Source organism: Paenibacillus oryzisoli (genome assembly GCF_050467285.1).
In the GTDB taxonomy this organism is placed as follows: Bacteria; Bacillota; Bacilli; order Paenibacillales; family NBRC-103111; genus Paenibacillus_E; species Paenibacillus_E oryzisoli_A.
This window is the reverse complement of sequence record NZ_JBCMUN010000004.1, coordinates 82,917-98,638: the sequence shown is the minus strand read 5'-3', so window position 1 is coordinate 98,638 and position 15,722 is coordinate 82,917. Positions and strand designations below refer to the sequence as shown.

Here is a 15,722-nt window from a genome sequence, read left to right as displayed (position 1 = left end):
AGCGATGCAAAAAAATGATGGTATGAACTATGCGCCGAAAGGCAAACCGAACCTTGTCGTAGGCAAAGGGGAGTTTACTTTCGCGGCGATGTCGCTCGACCACGGACATATTTACGGCATGTCCAACGGGCTTGTTGAAGCGGGCGCGGAAATTAAATGGGTGTACGATCGAGATCCTGCAAAGGTTGAGGCCTTCCTGCAAAAGTTCCCGCAAGCGAAGGCTGCAGGTTCCGAAGAAGAGATTCTGAGCGATCCTGAGGTGAAGCTCGTAGCTGCCGCAGCGGTCCCTTCCTTGCGCGGCCCGCTTGGCATCCGCGTCATGGAGAGCGGGAAAGACTATTTCACGGACAAAACGCCTTTCACATCGTTGGAGCAATTGGAAGCGGCGAAAGAAGCAGTTGCGCGCACAGGGCGCAAGTACGCGGTCTACTACAGCGAGCGTCTCCACGTGGAGAGCGCGGTATTTGCCGGCCAGCTGATCGAAGAGGGCGCAATCGGCCGTGTTGTTCAAGTGATGGGCCTCGGGCCGCACCGCTTGAACGCGCCAAGTCGCCCGGATTGGTTCTTTGAGAAAGACAAATACGGCGGTATTCTGTGCGACATCGGCTCGCACCAAATCGAGCAGTTCCTGTTCTATGCAGGCTGCAAAGATGCGACGGTCGTCAGCAGCAAGGTGGCCAACTACAATGCGAAGGATTATCCGGAGCTTGAGGATTATGGCGATGCGACGCTTGTCGGTGACAACGGCGCGACGAACTACTTCCGTGTGGATTGGCTGACTCCGAGCGGCCTCGGCACATGGGGGGATGGACGTACGATCATCCTGGGCACCGACGGCTATATCGAAATGCGTAAATACATCGATATTGCCCGCGATCCGCAGGGAGATCAATTGTACCTCGTGAACCAGCAAGGAGAAAAGCACTACAGTCTCCATGGACAAGTAGGCTTTCCTTACTTTGGTCAATTAATTCTGGATTGCATTAACCGTACGGAGAACGCGATGACGCAAGCGCATACGTTCAAAGCGGCGGAACTGTGCTTGCAAGCGCAGGCTAAAGCGGTTCGTGTGGAGTAGTTTTGCACAGGAGCCCCACAAAATTTTTCATCGGAACGGACAATTGCCGTTTGGCATGATAGCATAATTGCACAGTGAGCTTGAAATCAGGGTAGTCTAGCGGCAAAATCGCTAGCTGCCCTGTTTGTATTTCCGACGTAACCGTCGTTCTAGGCAGGAAGGTGACGCCGAGGCCGTGCAAGGCGCATTTCTTGAGCGTTTCAAAGCTGTTGATCTCGTAGGTCAATCTGTATTTGACCCGATACTTGCGCAGCATGTCCTCGAACAGGTTCCGGCATTTGCCGCCGGGGATGGACATCAGAATTTCGCAGCCGTTCAAATCCTGCGGCACGATAGCGTCACGTGAAGCTAGCGGATGGTCCGGGGAAGCGACAACGACGAATTCCTCTTCCTGGATCGTTTCAAAAATAAGGTCGGGATCGTGACGCACCCGATCTACGATGAAGCCGAGATCGCATTCGCCGGCTTTGAGCGCGCGGAACGTATCGTTCTCCAGCAGCTCCGTAATAGCGATGGAAATCTGCGGATAGCACCGCTTGAACGAGCCGAGAAAAGGCGGCAGCATATACGAGCAGAGCGTCGTCTCGTGCGTGCCGATTGTGAAGCTGCCGGTCGTCTGTCCGGCGACGTTGATTTTCGACTCCTCGAACACCCGGATCAGCTTCGCCGCATAGCGCAGCAGGATTTGCCCGGCAGGGGTCGGCATCATTTTTTTATCAAAGCGCTCAAAAATTTCAACCCCGTATTCCATTTCCAGCTTCTGAATCTGGGCCGTCACACTGGATTGGGCGTACCCGAGCTTCTCGGAGGCCTTCGTAAAGTTCTGCCACTTCGCGACTTCGAGCAGGGTTTTATATAAGGAAATATCCACGCTGAGCACCCCTTCAATCATCACATTTTTCGATGGAAACTATCGAATTTTATCGATAACTCCCCCTCCGCCAGGCGTGTTAAAATCATTCCAACCAAAGGATGGGGGGAATTACCATGTGGAATTTGTATGACATAGAGAAAAAATACGAACAGCATGTAAGGGAGCTCGAAGAGCGCGCCAGGAAGGCACATTGGTACGCCAAAGTACCGCAAAAAAGAGCCAAACTTTCTTTCCTCGCAGGAGGCGTCGCCCTGATTGCGGTGCTGGCAGCCGGCTACTTCGCCGTATCGAACGCTTTGTCGTAGTTTTGCCAGATGCCTTTCTTCGCCTTGCGGGCGGATTCCTGGTCTTTCTTGAAATCATTCACGTACTTGACGTTCGGAGGGAATGTCGCCATGCGCGCATAGCCTTCCTGAACCAGGGTGCGGTTGAACAGCTCGTCCCCAATCCATACATAAGCGAGTACGCGGTCATATTGATCTTTCTTGTCCACGTCGTACTCCAGCTCCACGCTTTGCTTCTCCAGCCGTTTCGTCGTAAAGTCGCTGGCTTCCTTGCCATAAAACATAACCGGCGTATTGGCCTTCTTCGTCTCCGGCGTGTCCACGCCGATCAAGCGAATCTTCTCCTTCTTCCCGTTCAGCGTCACCTCCAGCGTATCGCCATCCACGACACGTTCCACCTTGACGGTCTCTTTGCCGGCTTGGCTGGCCTTCTTCGCGCCGCAAGCACAGGCAAGCAGTGCGACCAGAAGCAGACAGCCCCCGGCGATGATCCATTTACGCATAATTCACCTCGAAAATACGTTAGCACGCGCCCAATGTTTAAATCAAGTATTTTCCTTTCATACTAAAGCGTAAAAAGGAGGTGCGCGGATGAGGATGGACACAGCCAAGCCACTGATCGTGCAGAGCGATTTGACAATCCTGGCGGAGACCGGTCATCCCGGGTTTGAAGAGGTGCGAGGCGGGCTCTCTCGGTTTGCGGAGCTGGTCAAAAGCCCAGAGCACCTGCACACGTACCGGATTACGCCGCTTTCGCTATGGAACGCCGCCGCGGCTGGCGTGGATGTGGAAGAAATTGCGGGCTGTCTGCAGGCGCACAGCAAGTTTGGCGTGCCGCCGTCGGTGTTAAGCCTGATTCGCAAGTATACAAGGCGATACGGCGTGCTGCGTCTCGTGCAGGTGGGGGCTGAGGTGTTCCTCGTCAGTGAGGACACGGTCGTGCTCAAAGAAATTCGTGCCCGCGAGACGCTGGTCCCTTATTTGACGGATACCCGCGGCGAGCGGGCGATTGCCGTTGCGCCGGAACATCGTGGCTTACTGAAAATGGAGCTGATTAAGCTCGGCTATCCCGCAGAGGATCTCGCGGGGTACCGCAGCGGAGAATTCGTGGACATTTCGCTGACATCGCACGATCACGCGGGCGAGGAGGCGTTCCGACTCAGGGATTATCAGCGGCAGGCTGTGGCGGCGTTCGGCAAGGAGAACGGCGGAAGCGGCGTGCTTGTATTGCCTTGCGGCGCGGGGAAAACGATCGTCGGCATCGCGGCCATGGCGGAGTGCCGGTGCGCGACACTGATCCTGACGTCCAATGTGACGTCTGTGAAGCAGTGGAAGCGTGAGCTGCTGGGCAAAACCAATCTGACCGACGAGCAAGTGGGCGAATATAGCGGTTCCCAAAAGGAAGTTAGGCCCGTTACGATTGCAACGTATCAGATTTTGACGCATCGCGCCTCCAAAACGGACAGCTTCGCGCATATGAAGCTGTTTCACGAGCGGGAATGGGGCCTCATCATCTACGATGAGGTGCATTTGCTGCCTGCGCCTGTGTTCCGGGCGACGGCCGATATTCAGGCGACGCGCCGGCTCGGTTTGACGGCGACGCTGGTGCGCGAGGACGGCCGGGAGGAAGATGTGTTCTCGCTGGTCGGGCCGAAGAAATATGACATGGCATGGAAGCAGCTCGAGACGATGGGCTGGCTGGCGAAGGTCGCCTGCCGGGAGGTTCGCGTGCCACTCTCCAGTCTGGATCGGGATCGCTACAGCGCGTCCGGGGCGCGGAGCCAGTTCCGCATCGCCGGCGAGAACGCGGCGAAGCTGGGGGTCATCGACTGGCTGCTCCGGCGGCATCCGAATGAGCAAACGCTGATCATCGGCCAGTATTTGGATCAGCTCGAGACGATCGCCGCCCACACCGGCGCGCCGATGATTTCGGGCAGCGTCGATCACGAGCGGCGTGAGGCGCTGTATGCGAAGTTCAAGAGCGGTGCGCTGCCGCTCCTCATCGTGTCCAAGGTCGCCAATTTCGCCGTGGACTTGCCGGACGCGGCCATCGCGATTCAGGTGTCGGGGAGCTTCGGCTCCCGGCAGGAGGAGGCGCAGCGGCTGGGCCGCATTCTTCGGCCGAAGAAGAACGGGCAGAATATCGCCGTCTTCTATTCGCTCGTCAGCACAGATACGAAGGAGCAGGATTTTGCGTTGAAACGTCAGTTGTTTCTGGTTGAGCAGGGCTATGAATATACGATTACGAGTTGGGAACAGGAGGGACAAGCCAATGAAGTACGAGCAGGTCGAGAAGAAAATGCCGCCGGACATTAAGCGGATGATCAAAGAACAGTCGTGGTGGGCGGCCTGGATCCAGGAGGATGACGATTTGGCACCGTTCTTGACCCAGCGTCCCTTGCTGGCCGAGCTGGACAAGCAGCTGACGACGGATGAGCAGCACACGCTTCGGCTGATCGTCTCGGCGTTCGGCTGTTTGCCTTTTACCGGAGAGGCGCTGGAAAAGCAGGCGGCATGGGTGATGTCTGGCGCGCAGATGAGGCTCGGGCTTATCGGGCTTCGCAGGCTTGGTGTGATTGTGACGTTCCGCAAATCGTGGGGCGAGCAGCTGTTCCTGCTCCCTGAGGATGCGTTTGCCATTTGGCAGGAGCTGCTGTTCCCTGTCGTGAAGTTTCCGGGAGGGCGGGAAGAGGCGCCGGGCGAAGAGCTGGAGTGGCATGCGCTTGTCCAGGACGCGGCTGAACAGGCTAAGGCGGCGAATCCGCGCGGCTTGGCGCAGATGATGCTGCATTTTCTGACGGCGTGTGCCCAGCAGCCTACCATGCCGCTCAGTGCGAAAGGTACACTGCATAAAAAGCAGGTGCACAAGCTGGCGGAGCCGCTGCGGCTGCCTCCTGCGATTTTAACGGCAGCGGGGCTGTCGTATGCCTTTCGCGACGTCTACGACGAGCCCGTGGCCTTGCTGCTCGATCTCGCGACCCGCAGCGGCTTCTTCAAGATCAGCGGCTTACATGAGGCGCTGCGCCTTCACGAGCCATCCATTGAGGCGTGGATCCAGGGCGGCTACAAGTGGCAGCAGGAGGCGCTGTACGCGCTTTGGTGCGACATGGTGACGCCAGCCCCGGTTGGGCTACAGCATGCTATCGCATTAATGGAGCGGGCGCGTAGTGGCGCATGGTACGAAGTGGAGCAATTGCTGACGCAAGTGCGCGCTTGCCTGTCTTTTGCCGGCGGCGATGTCGAGGCGGAGCCGCTGGAGGCTGAGCTTGGCACCGCTTGGCTGCAGCCGCTCACGGCGTTTCGATTCATCGACGTGAGTCGGGACACGGAAGGGCGGTTGTGGTTCCGCTGGCTGATTGAGCCGCGGAAGACGTTAAATCTAGACGAGCCGGCAGCCGCCGAGTCGCAGGAGGGGCCGGGCAAGATGTATGTGCAGCCGGATTTCGAGCTGCTGCTTCCGCCTGACGTGGGGCTCAATACGGAATGGGAGGTCGCGTCGTTTGCCGACCTTTTGCAGTCCGATTATGTACGTTCGTATCGAATGACGAAGAGCAGCTTCCGCCGCGCATTGGCCAGTGGAAAGACGGCGGAACAGATCGCTGAGACGCTTGCGGCGCATGCCAGTCACGAGGTGCCGCTGGGCGTGCTGCGGACGCTTACGGAATGGGCGGAGCAGGCGAACAAGCTCGCCCTCGAGGACGTGACGCTGCTTCGCTGCGCGTCGGAAGCGGATGCCGAAGCGTTGCTGCGGAGCAGCCGCTGCGCGCCTTATCTTGCAGACCGCGTGGGGCCGGCTGCCTTTATTATTGCCAAAGCGGACGCCGGACCGCTTGCCAAATGTTTGGAGGCGATGGGCTATGCGCCGCATTTCAAGGCCGCGAAGCGGGCGGAGACGCCGGAGGCGGGCGCCGGGAACCTTTTGCCCGCCGATGTCCCCGTTCAGCCGCTGTGCTATTCCAGGGATACCGCTCGGATCTACGAGATGGAGCCTTCGCTTCCTCGGCAGGAGGAACTGTATCCCGATTTGCAGGACATTCCTCCGAGTTGGATCAAGGAGTTCCGGAATTATCATGCTTCTACGCGCAAAGACATGATTCGCAAAGCGATTGAATGGAAAAGCGTGCTTCAGCTGCGCAAAGAGGGGCAGGATCGGTTCATTATTCCCCGGATGCTGCGTGAGGAGAAAGCGGCGTGGCATGTAGAGGGTCTGGAACAGGAACGGGAAATTAGCGTGCCGGGTGAGGATTGGCAGGAAATGAAATTGATTTTGCCAGGAATCAACGATGCGTTCCAGCGAGAAAAGGAAGAAACTCTTGAGAATCTGTGATATGATAGACATGTTATAGACTTTTCAAGAGGAAGGATGTTGTTGTCGGAATGTTACAGACAATGGAAACTGAAACGCTGGATATGTCGGCCATCCTTATGCAGGCCTATGACATGGGTGACATGATTAATTCTTCCGCGGAAGTGGCGGATTACCTATATTGGAAGCGGGCTGTTGAAGGCAGCCAGGAAGTGAAGGATCTCCAACGGGTGTTTGCGAAAAAGAAGGAGCTGTTCGAGGAATGTGAACGGTTCGGTCACTACCATCCGAGCTATCACGAGGCGCTTGACGCGGTGAACGATGTGCAGGCGCAGCTTCATGCGATTGAAGCGGTTCGTAAGTATAAAGAAGCGGAAGATCGCTTGGACGATCTCCTCTTCACGGTGTCAACGACGATTGCGAACGCGGTGTCGGATTCGATTAAAGTGCCAAGCAACAATCCGCTGCCAACCGGCAAAGGCTGCAGCTCCGGTGGAAGCTGCAGCGGCAACTGCGGCTAAAGGCGCTTTCCGAAATTACCGCGCACTTGTTCAGACAGAGCCTCATGGCGATTGGTCTGAAACTAGCGGTACTTTATTTTGGAAAGTCGCCAAACTCAGCCTTCGAGGAACTGAGGCAGGATGCGTCCGACTTCGGTGCCTTGCCAATTGCGGATGACGGGTTGATGGAAGTCCGCGAGCTTCGCGGCTTCCTCGCTCGTTAGCAAGTTCAACCTGATCAGTGCTTCCATGACAGACGAATAGAGGGCGCGTTGGTTGCCGTCCTCAATTTTGAGGCTGAGCCCGAGGCCCTCATCTGGAATTGTAAGGGCAAACATGCCTTCGGCGCCCATTTTGCCGATGATGCGGCCTCCGGTCGTTTCAATGAGCTGCGTATCGAACCGGTCTTCGCCGGCCAGATAAGCCGGGAACTTGCGCACCGCGGCGACGATGCCGCGGCAAGCGGCCTGGCGGGCAGCAGGCAGCCCTTCCGGCTTTCCAAGCCGGGCGAACGCCAACGCGAGCTTGTCGAGCGGCATGCCGAAGACCGGAACGCCGCAGCCGTCGATACCGAGCTCCATGTCGCGCGGGGCTACGTTCGACATCGCGCTGACCGCTTCCAGCATCGCCTGCTGGACCGGATGCGAGATCGCCATATACGTATCGGGCGATGCGCCGAGCTGTGCGCACAGCGCCAGCATCCCGGAATGCTTGCCCGAGCAATTGTTATGCAGCGTCGTCGGCTTCTCGCCGCGCTCGCGCATGGCATGAGCCGTTGGCGCGTGGTAGGGCTCGTGCGCACCGCATTGCAGGTGCAGCGGATTCAGACCCAGCTTGCCCAGGATGCTTTGGGCGGCGCTTACATGCTCGGCTTCCCCGTTATGGGAAGCGCAGCATAGGGCGATTTCGGCCTCAGTCAGGCCGAAACGTTCCGCCGCGCCGGACTCCAGGACCGGCAGCGCTTGTATAAGCTTCGCCGTCGAGCGGGCGAAGGTGAGCAGCTTCGGATCGCCCGCGCCGGCGAGCAGCGTGCCTTCGGTGTTCACGAGCGCAAAGTGGACGCGATGCATACTTTCGGTGATGTTTCCGCGGGTTGCGCGGACGATGATGTTGGAAAGCTTCATGTCTTGAGATCACTCCATACTAGGATTAGGTGAAAAGAGGTTGCCATCATGATGATTGAACGATGCGGATTAATCGTTTGGGTAAGCGATACGAAAGCGGCCAGAAATCTGGAGCGATTCGGTTCCCTTCATTACATATCCAAAAAAATGAATTATGCCGTCCTTTATATGCATGCCAGCAAGGTTGAAGAAACGACGCGCAGCTTGATGAAGCTGCCTTACGTGAAGAAGGTCGAGAAATCGTACCGGAACGAAATTAAAACCGAATACAGTAGTGATATGCCCGACAAAACTAGATTCTACACGCTTTGAGGCTTGGTTGCAAAATGGAGAGCTTCTGCTTGAAGCTCTTTTTCTTTTTAAATGAAAAAGCGAACAAATGCGCAGTCGATTTCGTCTGAATTTTTAGATAATAAGCATTTTTTGCAGATCTCACAAATAATTATTAATAATTTTATATATTCTTCCATGGAAAAAAAAGTTATGATAAAGTAAATTATAACTTACAAGCCTACATAGGTAGGATGTCCTAGTTCAAAGGAAAGGAGTTGTGATCATGAAAGATAAAATTATGGGGAGATGGAGCACATATGAACCGTTCTTCGTACAGCTAGGCGACAAGAAAGTGGCAGACATCGTGATCACGAATCATGCCAGACAGCGCTGGACGGACCGCATTTCCAAGGACAGTAATTCCATTGAGGACATATGCGCTTTTTTGTGGGAAAAGTTAAAAACGAATCAAATTGTATCTTACTATCGGAATGAAGAAGACGTTTATTTGATTGATGACGACCTTGTCGTGGTCGCGGAATTCGCCCATTTGGAGCATGAAACGGATCTCGTCGGCAATCCGCTGCATAAAATGATTATCGTAACGTTCCTCGGCAAAATGTCCGAAACGATGGAGCTGCGCGACTTGAAATCGTATTACTCGTGGCTGCGTCATTCCCGCAGAATGACCTTAATCAAGAATAGCCGGAAACAGCGATAATATCGCGGTTTCCTTACGTAGAGTATGTCTGGTCCCCAGGCATACTCTTTTTTTGTACAGAATGGACTGGACGGGCCCGATTTCATATAATGGTAACAAAGAGAGGCGGTCTGTTATGGCACTGAATTTTCATCAATTACATATCTTCTACACCGTTGCGGAAAAAGGCAGTTTCTCGCACGCGGCCAGCGCGCTGCATATGACGCAGCCTGCCGTGACGATGCAGGTGCAGTCCCTTGAGGATTATTTCGGGGTCAAACTGTTTCACCGCAGTACGAAAAAAATTGAACTGTCCGAGGCGGGGCGGGCGCTGCTGCCTTTTGCGAAAAGCAGCATCGAATTGATCCGTGATACGGACGTTGCGATGTCCAAATTTACGATGATGATCGAAGGCCGGCTGCAGCTTGGCGCCAGTCTTACGATGGGCGAATATATTCTGCCGCGTCTTCTCGGGCCTTTCCGCAAGGAATATCCCAACATTTCCGTCTCCATGAAAGTGATGAATACGGCGCAAATTCTGGAGGAAGTGCTGAACCATCAGCTCAACTTCGGGCTTGTGGAGGCGCCGATTCATCATCCCGATGTGCATACGGAGGCCATTCTGAGCGACGAATTGAGCTTGATTGTACCTGCCGGGCATCCCTTGGCGGAGCTCGAGGTCGTGCCGCTGGAGGAAATGCTGAAATATCCGTTCGTCCTGCGAGAGCAGGGATCGGGCACGCGTCGCGTCATGGAAGAGGAGTTCGTCAGGTGCGGCATGGACTACTCGGGCATGCGCATTGTGATGGAGCTTGGCAGCACAGGCGCCATCAAGTCTGCGGTGGAAGCGGGGCTCGGCATTTCCATTTTATCCAGTTCATCGGTCAAGCATGAAGTTACGTTAGGGCTGTTTAAGGTGAAAAAAATTGAAAATATTGTGTTCAAACGTAACTTTTACGCCATTTATTTGAGTTCGACGCTGCTGCCGATTTCGGCGGTCAGCTTCATGACCTTCCTGCGGCAGGGGGATTTGGCCCGCTATCTGTAGCGGGAAGGATGAGATTTAACATAAATCTGCAAGTGGTTTTACGCTGCTATGATAATGAACAAGTAAGATGAGGGGGAAGCTGGGTGGCAAAAGTAGAAGGGGATTTACACACGCATACGATCGCTTCGGACGGTTTGCAGTCTCCGGCGGCGAATGTCCGCATGGCGAAGGAAGCCGGGCTTAGCGTGCTGGCGATTACCGATCACGATACGGTTTCAGGCGTTCTTGAGGCGCTTGCGGCAGGCAAAGAGCTGGGCGTAACAGTCATTCCCGGCGTTGAAATTTCAACGGTCGCGGAAGGTCAGGACATTCATGTGCTCGGTTACAATGTCGACATTACGGACGCTGCGTTCTTGGAGCGGCTTGCTTCCTTGCGCGATACGCGCGACGTTCGCAACCAAATGATCATTGCGAAGCTGCAGGAGCTGGGCATGGCGATTACGATGGCCGAGGTTGAGCAGGAAGTGGCTCATATCAAGCGGAAAGGCGACACGGTGGGCCGGCCGCATATTGCGGCGGTGCTGCTTAAGAAAGGCTACGTCGGCACGATGACGGAAGCGTTCGACCGGTATTTGGCGACAGGAGCGGCTGCTTACGCAAATCCACCGCGCATAGCGCCGGAGACGGCGATTACCTGGATTCACGAGGCTGGCGGCCAAGCCGTGCTGGCGCATCCCGGCATTTATGGCAACGATACGTTGGTGGAGGCGATCATGGGGCAGGGGCTTGACGGCATTGAAGCGTACCACTCGGATCATACGCCTGAGCAGGAAGCGAAGTATGCGGCGCTGGCCGAAGGCGCAGGGCTGCTCGTTACGGCGGGCTCCGACTTCCATGGCGTGCGTGATGGCGAAGCTTTTCATGCTGCGATCGGCGCAAGACGCATCGATATGTCCCGCTTACCGTCTATCCTACAGCAAGAGAAGGGAGCTCGCCCATGAAGCCGATACGTAAAGCCATTATTCCCGCTGCGGGACTCGGAACGCGATTTTTGCCGGCAACGAAAGCGCAGCCAAAAGAAATGCTGCCGATCGTGGATAAACCGGCCATTCAGTATATCGTTGAAGAAGCGATTGAATCCGGCATCGAAGACATTATTATCGTGACGGGGCGCAACAAGCGCGCGATCGAAGACCATTTTGACAAGTCGGTTGAACTGGAAATGATGCTGGAGGATAAAGGCAGCACGAAGCTGCTGGAAATCGTGCAAGCCGTCTCCAACCTCGCCGATGTGCATTACATTAGACAGAAGCAGCCGCTTGGCCTCGGCCACGCGATCCTGTGCGCGCGCAAGTTTATTGGCGATGAGCCGTTCGCTGTCCTGCTCGGGGACGATATTTTGCAATCCTCGCCGCCGGGATTGAAGCAGATGATGGATATCTATCAAGAGACGAGCTCGTCCGTCATCGCAGTTCAAGAGGTGCCGTGGGAAGATGTGAGCAAGTACGGCATCGTGTCGCCGGCAGCCAGCTTTCCGAACTATCAGTTGATTGAAGATTTGGTGGAAAAGCCGGATCGGGATCAGGCGCCTTCCAATTTGGCCGTCATCGGGAGGTACATCATTATGCCGGAAATTTTCGGCATTCTGGAGCGTCAGGAGCCGGGGCGCGGCGGTGAAATTCAGCTGACGGACGCGCTGCGCGTGCTCAATCAGCAGCAGCAGATGGCCGCCTATTTGATGCAGGCGAATCGTTATGACGTTGGAGATAAAATGGGGTATATTGAAGCGACCATCGAGCTCGCACTGCAGCGCCCTGATTTGCAGGATCAAGTGAAAGCGTATCTGCTTTCCTTGGTGAAGAGCTGGGGATGAGGCAAGCGCAGCCCGGTGAGTTAACTGGAGGTTAGCGCATGAGGGTTGCAGAACGAATCAGTGTCATTGGCACTGGGTATGTCGGTCTCGTTTCAGGCACTTGCTTTGCAGAGATGGGGCATCGGGTCGTATGTGTAGATCAGGATGCCCGCAAAATCGATGGTTTACTCCGCGGTGAAATTCCGATTTACGAACCCGGGTTACAGGCGCTGGTCGCGGCTAACCTTGAGGCGGGTCGGCTTGATTTTACACGGGACGTGGGGAAGGCGATTCAGCAATCCGACATTATTATGATTGCGGTAGGGACGCCTGCCCAGCCGGACGGCGATGTGGACATGAGTCAAGTGAAGGCGGTACTGCATGCCATTGCCGCCTACGCACTGTCATCCAAAATTATCGTGATGAAAAGTACGGTGCCGGTCGGTACCGGAGAGTGGGCGGAAAACCTGCTGCGTAACCGGGCAATGCCGCATCTGGCGTTTCATGTCGTGTCGAATCCGGAATTTTTACGCGAAGGCTCGGCGATTCAGGATACGTTCCATCCCGATCGGATTGTGATTGGTTCCCAGCAGCGGGAAGCCGGGGAGCGCATTGCCGCGATGCACGCGCCGCTTGGCGCCGAAGTACTGCATACGGATCGGGAAAGTGCGGAACTCATCAAATACGCTTCGAACGCGTTTCTGGCTGCGAAAATTTCGTTTATTAACGAAATGGCCCATGTCTGTGAAAAAGTCGGGGCGAATGTGACGCTCGTCGCCAAAGGCATGGGGATGGACCGGCGGATCGGCCCGCATTTTTTGAATGCCGGCATCGGCTACGGCGGCTCCTGTTTTCCGAAGGACACGCAGGCGCAGCTCAAGCTGGCGCAGAACGTGGACTACGATTTTAAAATGCTGCGCGCGGTCATTGAGGTGAATCAACTGCAGCGCCAGCGCTTCGTGGCGAAGATCGAGGAGGCGGTTGGTCCGCTCGACGGAAAGCGCATCGCGGTCCTCGGGCTTGCATTCAAGCCGAATACGGACGATTTGCGCGATGCGCCGGCGCTTGATATTATCCCTGCGCTTCAGGAACGGGGAGCGGTCGTGCAGGCTTACGATCCTGCGGCGCTGGAGCAGGCGGCTGCACGGCTGCCGGGTGTAAATCTGTGCACGGATCCGTACGCGACCGTTTATGAAGCGGATGCCGTCGTGATTGTCACGGAATGGAGCGAATTTCGCCAAATGAATTGGCGGCTTGCCCGCTGTCTGGTAAACACGCCGCTGATCATCGACGGCCGCAACATGTTCGAGCCTGAAGCGATACGCGAGCTGGGCTTTACGTATGTGTCGGTCGGCAGACAAACGGCGTACGTTGAGGACACGCAACCGATTAGTTCGACCTGACGGGTATAACCTGTCGAGCCTAGAGGGCTCGGCAGGTTTTTTCTTTTTCGGCCGAATGTTACAATACAAGGGATAGGCGTTGCCAGCTGCGCAAGAGAACGGGGGATTTCAGGTTGAAGCATTATGCCATGCGATCGCATCTGACGGTAACGTTTGCGGTCATTGCGTTAATTCCGATTTTGATACTCGGTATTTTTCAGGTATTTCAGATTACGCATATTACGCAGGAAACGAATCAAAATCAGCGGCAAACAACGTACCGTCTGGCCGACGCGGTGGAGGCGTACATGTCGTACCACCGAAATGCGGTGGAGACGCTGGCGGCGACGATTTCCGCTTCCGATGCGGCTTTTCGCACGAGGGAGAGCTTGACGCTGAAGCTGCAATCGCTGCAGGCGAATTTGGCGGGCTTCGCAGGTATTTATGCGGTGAGCCAGCAGGGCAGCATCGTGGCCAGCCATCAGCCGACCATGGCGCTGATCGGCACGGACGTGCAGGAGCGCGACTATACGAAACGTATCCGAGCGGGGCATACGACGATCGTCTCGTCGCTGTTTCAGGGGCCGGAGAGCAGGAATGTGCCGGCGTTGGCGATTGCGGTGCCCGTGTATAAAGGGAATAAGGAAGAGGACGGCTTTGTGCTGGCCGTAATGGAGCTTGCGCCGATCAAGGCGCTCGTCACGAAATATAAATATGGCACGGATGCTTATCCCGTCGTGCTCGACCATGCGGGGAAGCCGATCTATCATCCGACGGCGGAATTGACGGCTTCGATGGCGAACCTTTCGGAGGAGCCCGTCGTCATTGATGCGAGAATGAATTTGCAGGGTGAGGGCACCTATGCGCTCGCGACGGCGGAGCAAAAGGAGTTCATTACCTACAAGCTGATCCCGGATTTGAATATGATCGTCTGGGTGAGCCGTTCCAAAGCTTCCGTCAACGCCGCTTTCAATGAATCGCTGCGGCTTACGCTTGGACTGCTGCTGTTAACGTTGATCGTGACCTTGCTGCTCGGCAGCCTGATCGCCAAACGGCTGAACGGCACGATTCATGCGTTGGTTGGGTACACTCAGCGGCTTGCCGACGGCGCGTATGCGGTACCGGATTCCGTGACCGTGCCTCGCGGTGCGCCGCTGGAACTGCATCAGCTGGCGGAGCATTTTGGGATTATGGCGGAAGAAATTAGGGCGAAACAAACCGATCTCCTGCAGCTAAACAGCGAGCTGGAGCAGCGCGTAGAGGATCGTACGCAGCGGCTGGCCGAGGAGCATGCGACGCTGAATGCAGTGCTGGGGAGTTTGTCGGACGCCGTCGTCCTTATCGATATGGCGCACCGTGTGCGGTATGCCAATCCCCGCATGGCGGAGAGCTTTGGCCTGGAGATGGCTGAGCTTGCCGGGATGCGCGAGGAGGATTTGTTTGCGCGTATCGCGGGATGGCTTCCCGAAGGGGGAGAGGAACAGCTCGCCAAGTTGGCCGATGCTCCCAGCGTACAGCTCGATCTGACTGTGGGGGTGGAAGGCGGCAAACCCCGCTTTCTGCGGGTGTTCGCGTTTGAGGTCGCACGCGAAGGGCGGGTGTTCGGGCGCGGCTATGTCTGGCAGGATCGCACGAAGGAGCATGAGGTGGACGCGCTCAAGAACGATCTGATCTCGCTCGCGTCCCATGAATTTAAAACACCGATTACGAGCATTCGCGGAAACGTCGAAACGTTGCTGCGGCGGGATGCGCAGTGGGAGGACGATTTTAAGCAGGAGCTGTTGGAAGGCATTCATGAGGACATTGGCCGCATTCAGGATTTGATCGACGAGTGGCTGGACATTTCGAAGATTGAGTCGGGCGTGATGGGCATTCATCGGGAGCCGCTTCAGCTTGCCGCCGTTGTAGAGAGCGCTCGGAGTCGCATGCCGGTGCCGGGAGGCGGTCGCGATACGGTGTTTCAAGCGGTATTGCCGGCGTCGCTGCCGCTGATTCATGCGGATAAAAGGCGCATGGAGCAGGTGCTGCTGAATTTGTTTGCCAATGCGGTTCGGTACAATGAGCGGGAGCCGCTCATTCGTCTTACTGCGGATGTGGATGAACAGTTCGTGTACCTGCATGTTGCGGATAACGGCATTGGGATCGCTCCCGAGCATGTGAACAAGCTGTTCGACCGGTTCTATCGCGTCGATGTGTCGTCCAGCCGGCAGACAGGCGGCACGGGGCTCGGGCTGGCCATCTGCAAAGGCATTATGGAGGCGCATGGCGGCAGTATTTCGGTGGCGAGCAAGCCTGGTGCGGGAAGCACCTTTACACTGGCGATTCCGCGGTTCATCGAGGGAGAGAAGGAGGAGGACTAGC

15 protein-coding genes are annotated in these 15,722 nt (G+C 56.0%); 12 read left to right on the top strand and 3 right to left on the bottom strand.

The window, feature by feature from the left end:
- The first annotated feature begins 4 nt into the window (after window positions 1–4).
- Window positions 5–1,078, top strand: a complete 1,074-nt coding sequence (locus tag ABE504_RS05080; RefSeq protein ID WP_430085379.1) for a Gfo/Idh/MocA family protein — start codon at window positions 5–7, stop codon at window positions 1,076–1,078.
- Here ABE504_RS05080 and ABE504_RS05075 read toward each other — a convergent pair.
- Window positions 1,056–1,949, bottom strand: a complete 894-nt coding sequence (locus tag ABE504_RS05075) for a LysR family transcriptional regulator (RefSeq protein ID WP_430085376.1) — start codon at window positions 1,947–1,949, stop codon at window positions 1,056–1,058. The genes ABE504_RS05080 and ABE504_RS05075 overlap by 23 nt on opposite strands.
- Before the next feature lie 116 nt (window positions 1,950–2,065).
- On the opposite strand from ABE504_RS05075, the gene ABE504_RS05070 reads away from it, so the two are divergent.
- Window positions 2,066–2,257: a hypothetical protein gene (locus tag ABE504_RS05070; RefSeq protein WP_430085373.1), complete on the top strand. Its 192-nt coding sequence runs from the start codon at window positions 2,066–2,068 to the stop codon at window positions 2,255–2,257.
- Here ABE504_RS05070 and ABE504_RS05065 read toward each other — a convergent pair.
- Entirely contained in the window at window positions 2,227–2,739 is a 513-nt protein-coding gene (locus tag ABE504_RS05065; RefSeq protein WP_430085371.1) for a thermonuclease family protein, read from the bottom strand. The genes ABE504_RS05070 and ABE504_RS05065 overlap by 31 nt on opposite strands.
- Window positions 2,740–2,833: 94 nt before the next feature.
- On the opposite strand from ABE504_RS05065, the gene ABE504_RS05060 reads away from it, so the two are divergent.
- From ABE504_RS05060 to ABE504_RS05050, 3 genes are read left to right on the top strand one after another with little or no spacing between them, the layout of a single operon-like run.
- Complete coding sequence (locus tag ABE504_RS05060) at window positions 2,834–4,552, top strand: DNA repair helicase XPB (protein WP_430085736.1); 1,719 nt, start codon at window positions 2,834–2,836, stop codon at window positions 4,550–4,552.
- A complete protein-coding gene (locus tag ABE504_RS05055; RefSeq protein ID WP_430085369.1) occupies window positions 4,509–6,563 on the top strand; it encodes a helicase-associated domain-containing protein in 2,055 nt (684 codons plus the stop codon). Before ABE504_RS05060 ends, ABE504_RS05055 begins: the two co-directional genes overlap by 44 nt.
- A 50-nt stretch (window positions 6,564–6,613) precedes the next feature.
- Window positions 6,614–7,063 carry a YlbF family regulator gene (locus tag ABE504_RS05050; RefSeq protein WP_430085366.1) on the top strand — a complete coding sequence of 150 codons (450 nt, stop codon included), beginning with the start codon at window positions 6,614–6,616 and terminating at the stop codon, window positions 7,061–7,063.
- A 95-nt stretch (window positions 7,064–7,158) separates the two neighbouring features.
- Here ABE504_RS05050 and ABE504_RS05045 read toward each other — a convergent pair whose 3' ends face one another.
- Window positions 7,159–8,166, bottom strand: coding sequence for an asparaginase (locus tag ABE504_RS05045; RefSeq protein ID WP_430085364.1), 1,008 nt, complete (start codon window positions 8,164–8,166; stop codon window positions 7,159–7,161).
- A 48-nt stretch (window positions 8,167–8,214) separates the two neighbouring features.
- Here ABE504_RS05045 and ABE504_RS05040 point away from each other — a divergent pair, with 48 nt between their 5' ends.
- The 7 genes from ABE504_RS05040 to ABE504_RS05010 all read left to right on the top strand — a co-directional run bounded on the left by ABE504_RS05040 (window position 8,215) and on the right by ABE504_RS05010 (window position 15,721).
- Window positions 8,215–8,478: a YlbG family protein gene (locus tag ABE504_RS05040; RefSeq protein WP_430085362.1), complete on the top strand. Its 264-nt coding sequence runs from the start codon at window positions 8,215–8,217 to the stop codon at window positions 8,476–8,478.
- Window positions 8,479–8,722: 244 nt separating this feature from the next.
- Window positions 8,723–9,160, top strand: a complete 438-nt coding sequence (locus ABE504_RS05035; RefSeq protein WP_430085359.1) for a hypothetical protein — start codon at window positions 8,723–8,725, stop codon at window positions 9,158–9,160.
- 115 nt (window positions 9,161–9,275) lie between these two features.
- Window positions 9,276–10,187, top strand: a complete 912-nt coding sequence (locus tag ABE504_RS05030) for a selenium metabolism-associated LysR family transcriptional regulator (RefSeq protein ID WP_430085356.1) — start codon at window positions 9,276–9,278, stop codon at window positions 10,185–10,187.
- An 83-nt stretch (window positions 10,188–10,270) separates the two neighbouring features.
- On the top strand, window positions 10,271–11,128 hold the full coding sequence (locus ABE504_RS05025; RefSeq protein WP_430085352.1) for a PHP domain-containing protein: 858 nt from the start codon (window positions 10,271–10,273) through the stop codon (window positions 11,126–11,128).
- Entirely contained in the window at window positions 11,125–12,000 is an 876-nt protein-coding gene (gene galU, locus ABE504_RS05020) for a UTP--glucose-1-phosphate uridylyltransferase GalU (protein ID WP_430085349.1), read from the top strand. The genes ABE504_RS05025 and galU overlap by 4 nt, the downstream gene beginning before the upstream one ends.
- 38 nt (window positions 12,001–12,038) lie before the next feature.
- Window positions 12,039–13,382 carry a UDP-glucose dehydrogenase family protein gene (locus tag ABE504_RS05015; RefSeq protein ID WP_430085346.1) on the top strand — a complete coding sequence of 448 codons (1,344 nt, stop codon included), beginning with the start codon at window positions 12,039–12,041 and terminating at the stop codon, window positions 13,380–13,382.
- Between the two features lie 113 nt (window positions 13,383–13,495).
- Window positions 13,496–15,721 (top strand): sensor histidine kinase, encoded by a 2,226-nt coding sequence (locus ABE504_RS05010; RefSeq protein ID WP_430085343.1) that lies wholly within the window; start codon window positions 13,496–13,498, stop codon window positions 15,719–15,721.
- The last annotated feature ends 1 nt before the right edge of the window (window position 15,722 follow it).

What these genes read in the sequence shown, in the direction of transcription:
- ABE504_RS05080 (WP_430085379.1), top strand. Translation starts at nt 5, where the DNA reads ATGCAAAAAAATGATGGTATGAACTATGCGCCGAAAGGCAAACCGAAC.
- ABE504_RS05030 (WP_430085356.1), top strand. Translation starts at nt 9,276, where the DNA reads ATGGCACTGAATTTTCATCAATTACATATCTTCTACACCGTTGCGGAA.
- ABE504_RS05015 (WP_430085346.1), top strand. Translation starts at nt 12,039, where the DNA reads ATGAGGGTTGCAGAACGAATCAGTGTCATTGGCACTGGGTATGTCGGT.
- ABE504_RS05050 (WP_430085366.1), top strand. Translation starts at nt 6,614, where the DNA reads ATGTTACAGACAATGGAAACTGAAACGCTGGATATGTCGGCCATCCTT.
- ABE504_RS05065 (WP_430085371.1), bottom strand. Translation starts at nt 2,739, where the DNA reads ATGCGTAAATGGATCATCGCCGGGGGCTGTCTGCTTCTGGTCGCACTG.
- ABE504_RS05060 (WP_430085736.1), top strand. Translation starts at nt 2,834, where the DNA reads ATGGACACAGCCAAGCCACTGATCGTGCAGAGCGATTTGACAATCCTG.
- ABE504_RS05070 (WP_430085373.1), top strand. Translation starts at nt 2,066, where the DNA reads ATGTGGAATTTGTATGACATAGAGAAAAAATACGAACAGCATGTAAGG.
- ABE504_RS05045 (WP_430085364.1), bottom strand. Translation starts at nt 8,166, where the DNA reads ATGAAGCTTTCCAACATCATCGTCCGCGCAACCCGCGGAAACATCACC.
- galU (WP_430085349.1), top strand. Translation starts at nt 11,125, where the DNA reads ATGAAGCCGATACGTAAAGCCATTATTCCCGCTGCGGGACTCGGAACG.
- ABE504_RS05035 (WP_430085359.1), top strand. Translation starts at nt 8,723, where the DNA reads ATGAAAGATAAAATTATGGGGAGATGGAGCACATATGAACCGTTCTTC.
- ABE504_RS05055 (WP_430085369.1), top strand. Translation starts at nt 4,509, where the DNA reads ATGAAGTACGAGCAGGTCGAGAAGAAAATGCCGCCGGACATTAAGCGG.
- ABE504_RS05040 (WP_430085362.1), top strand. Translation starts at nt 8,215, where the DNA reads ATGATGATTGAACGATGCGGATTAATCGTTTGGGTAAGCGATACGAAA.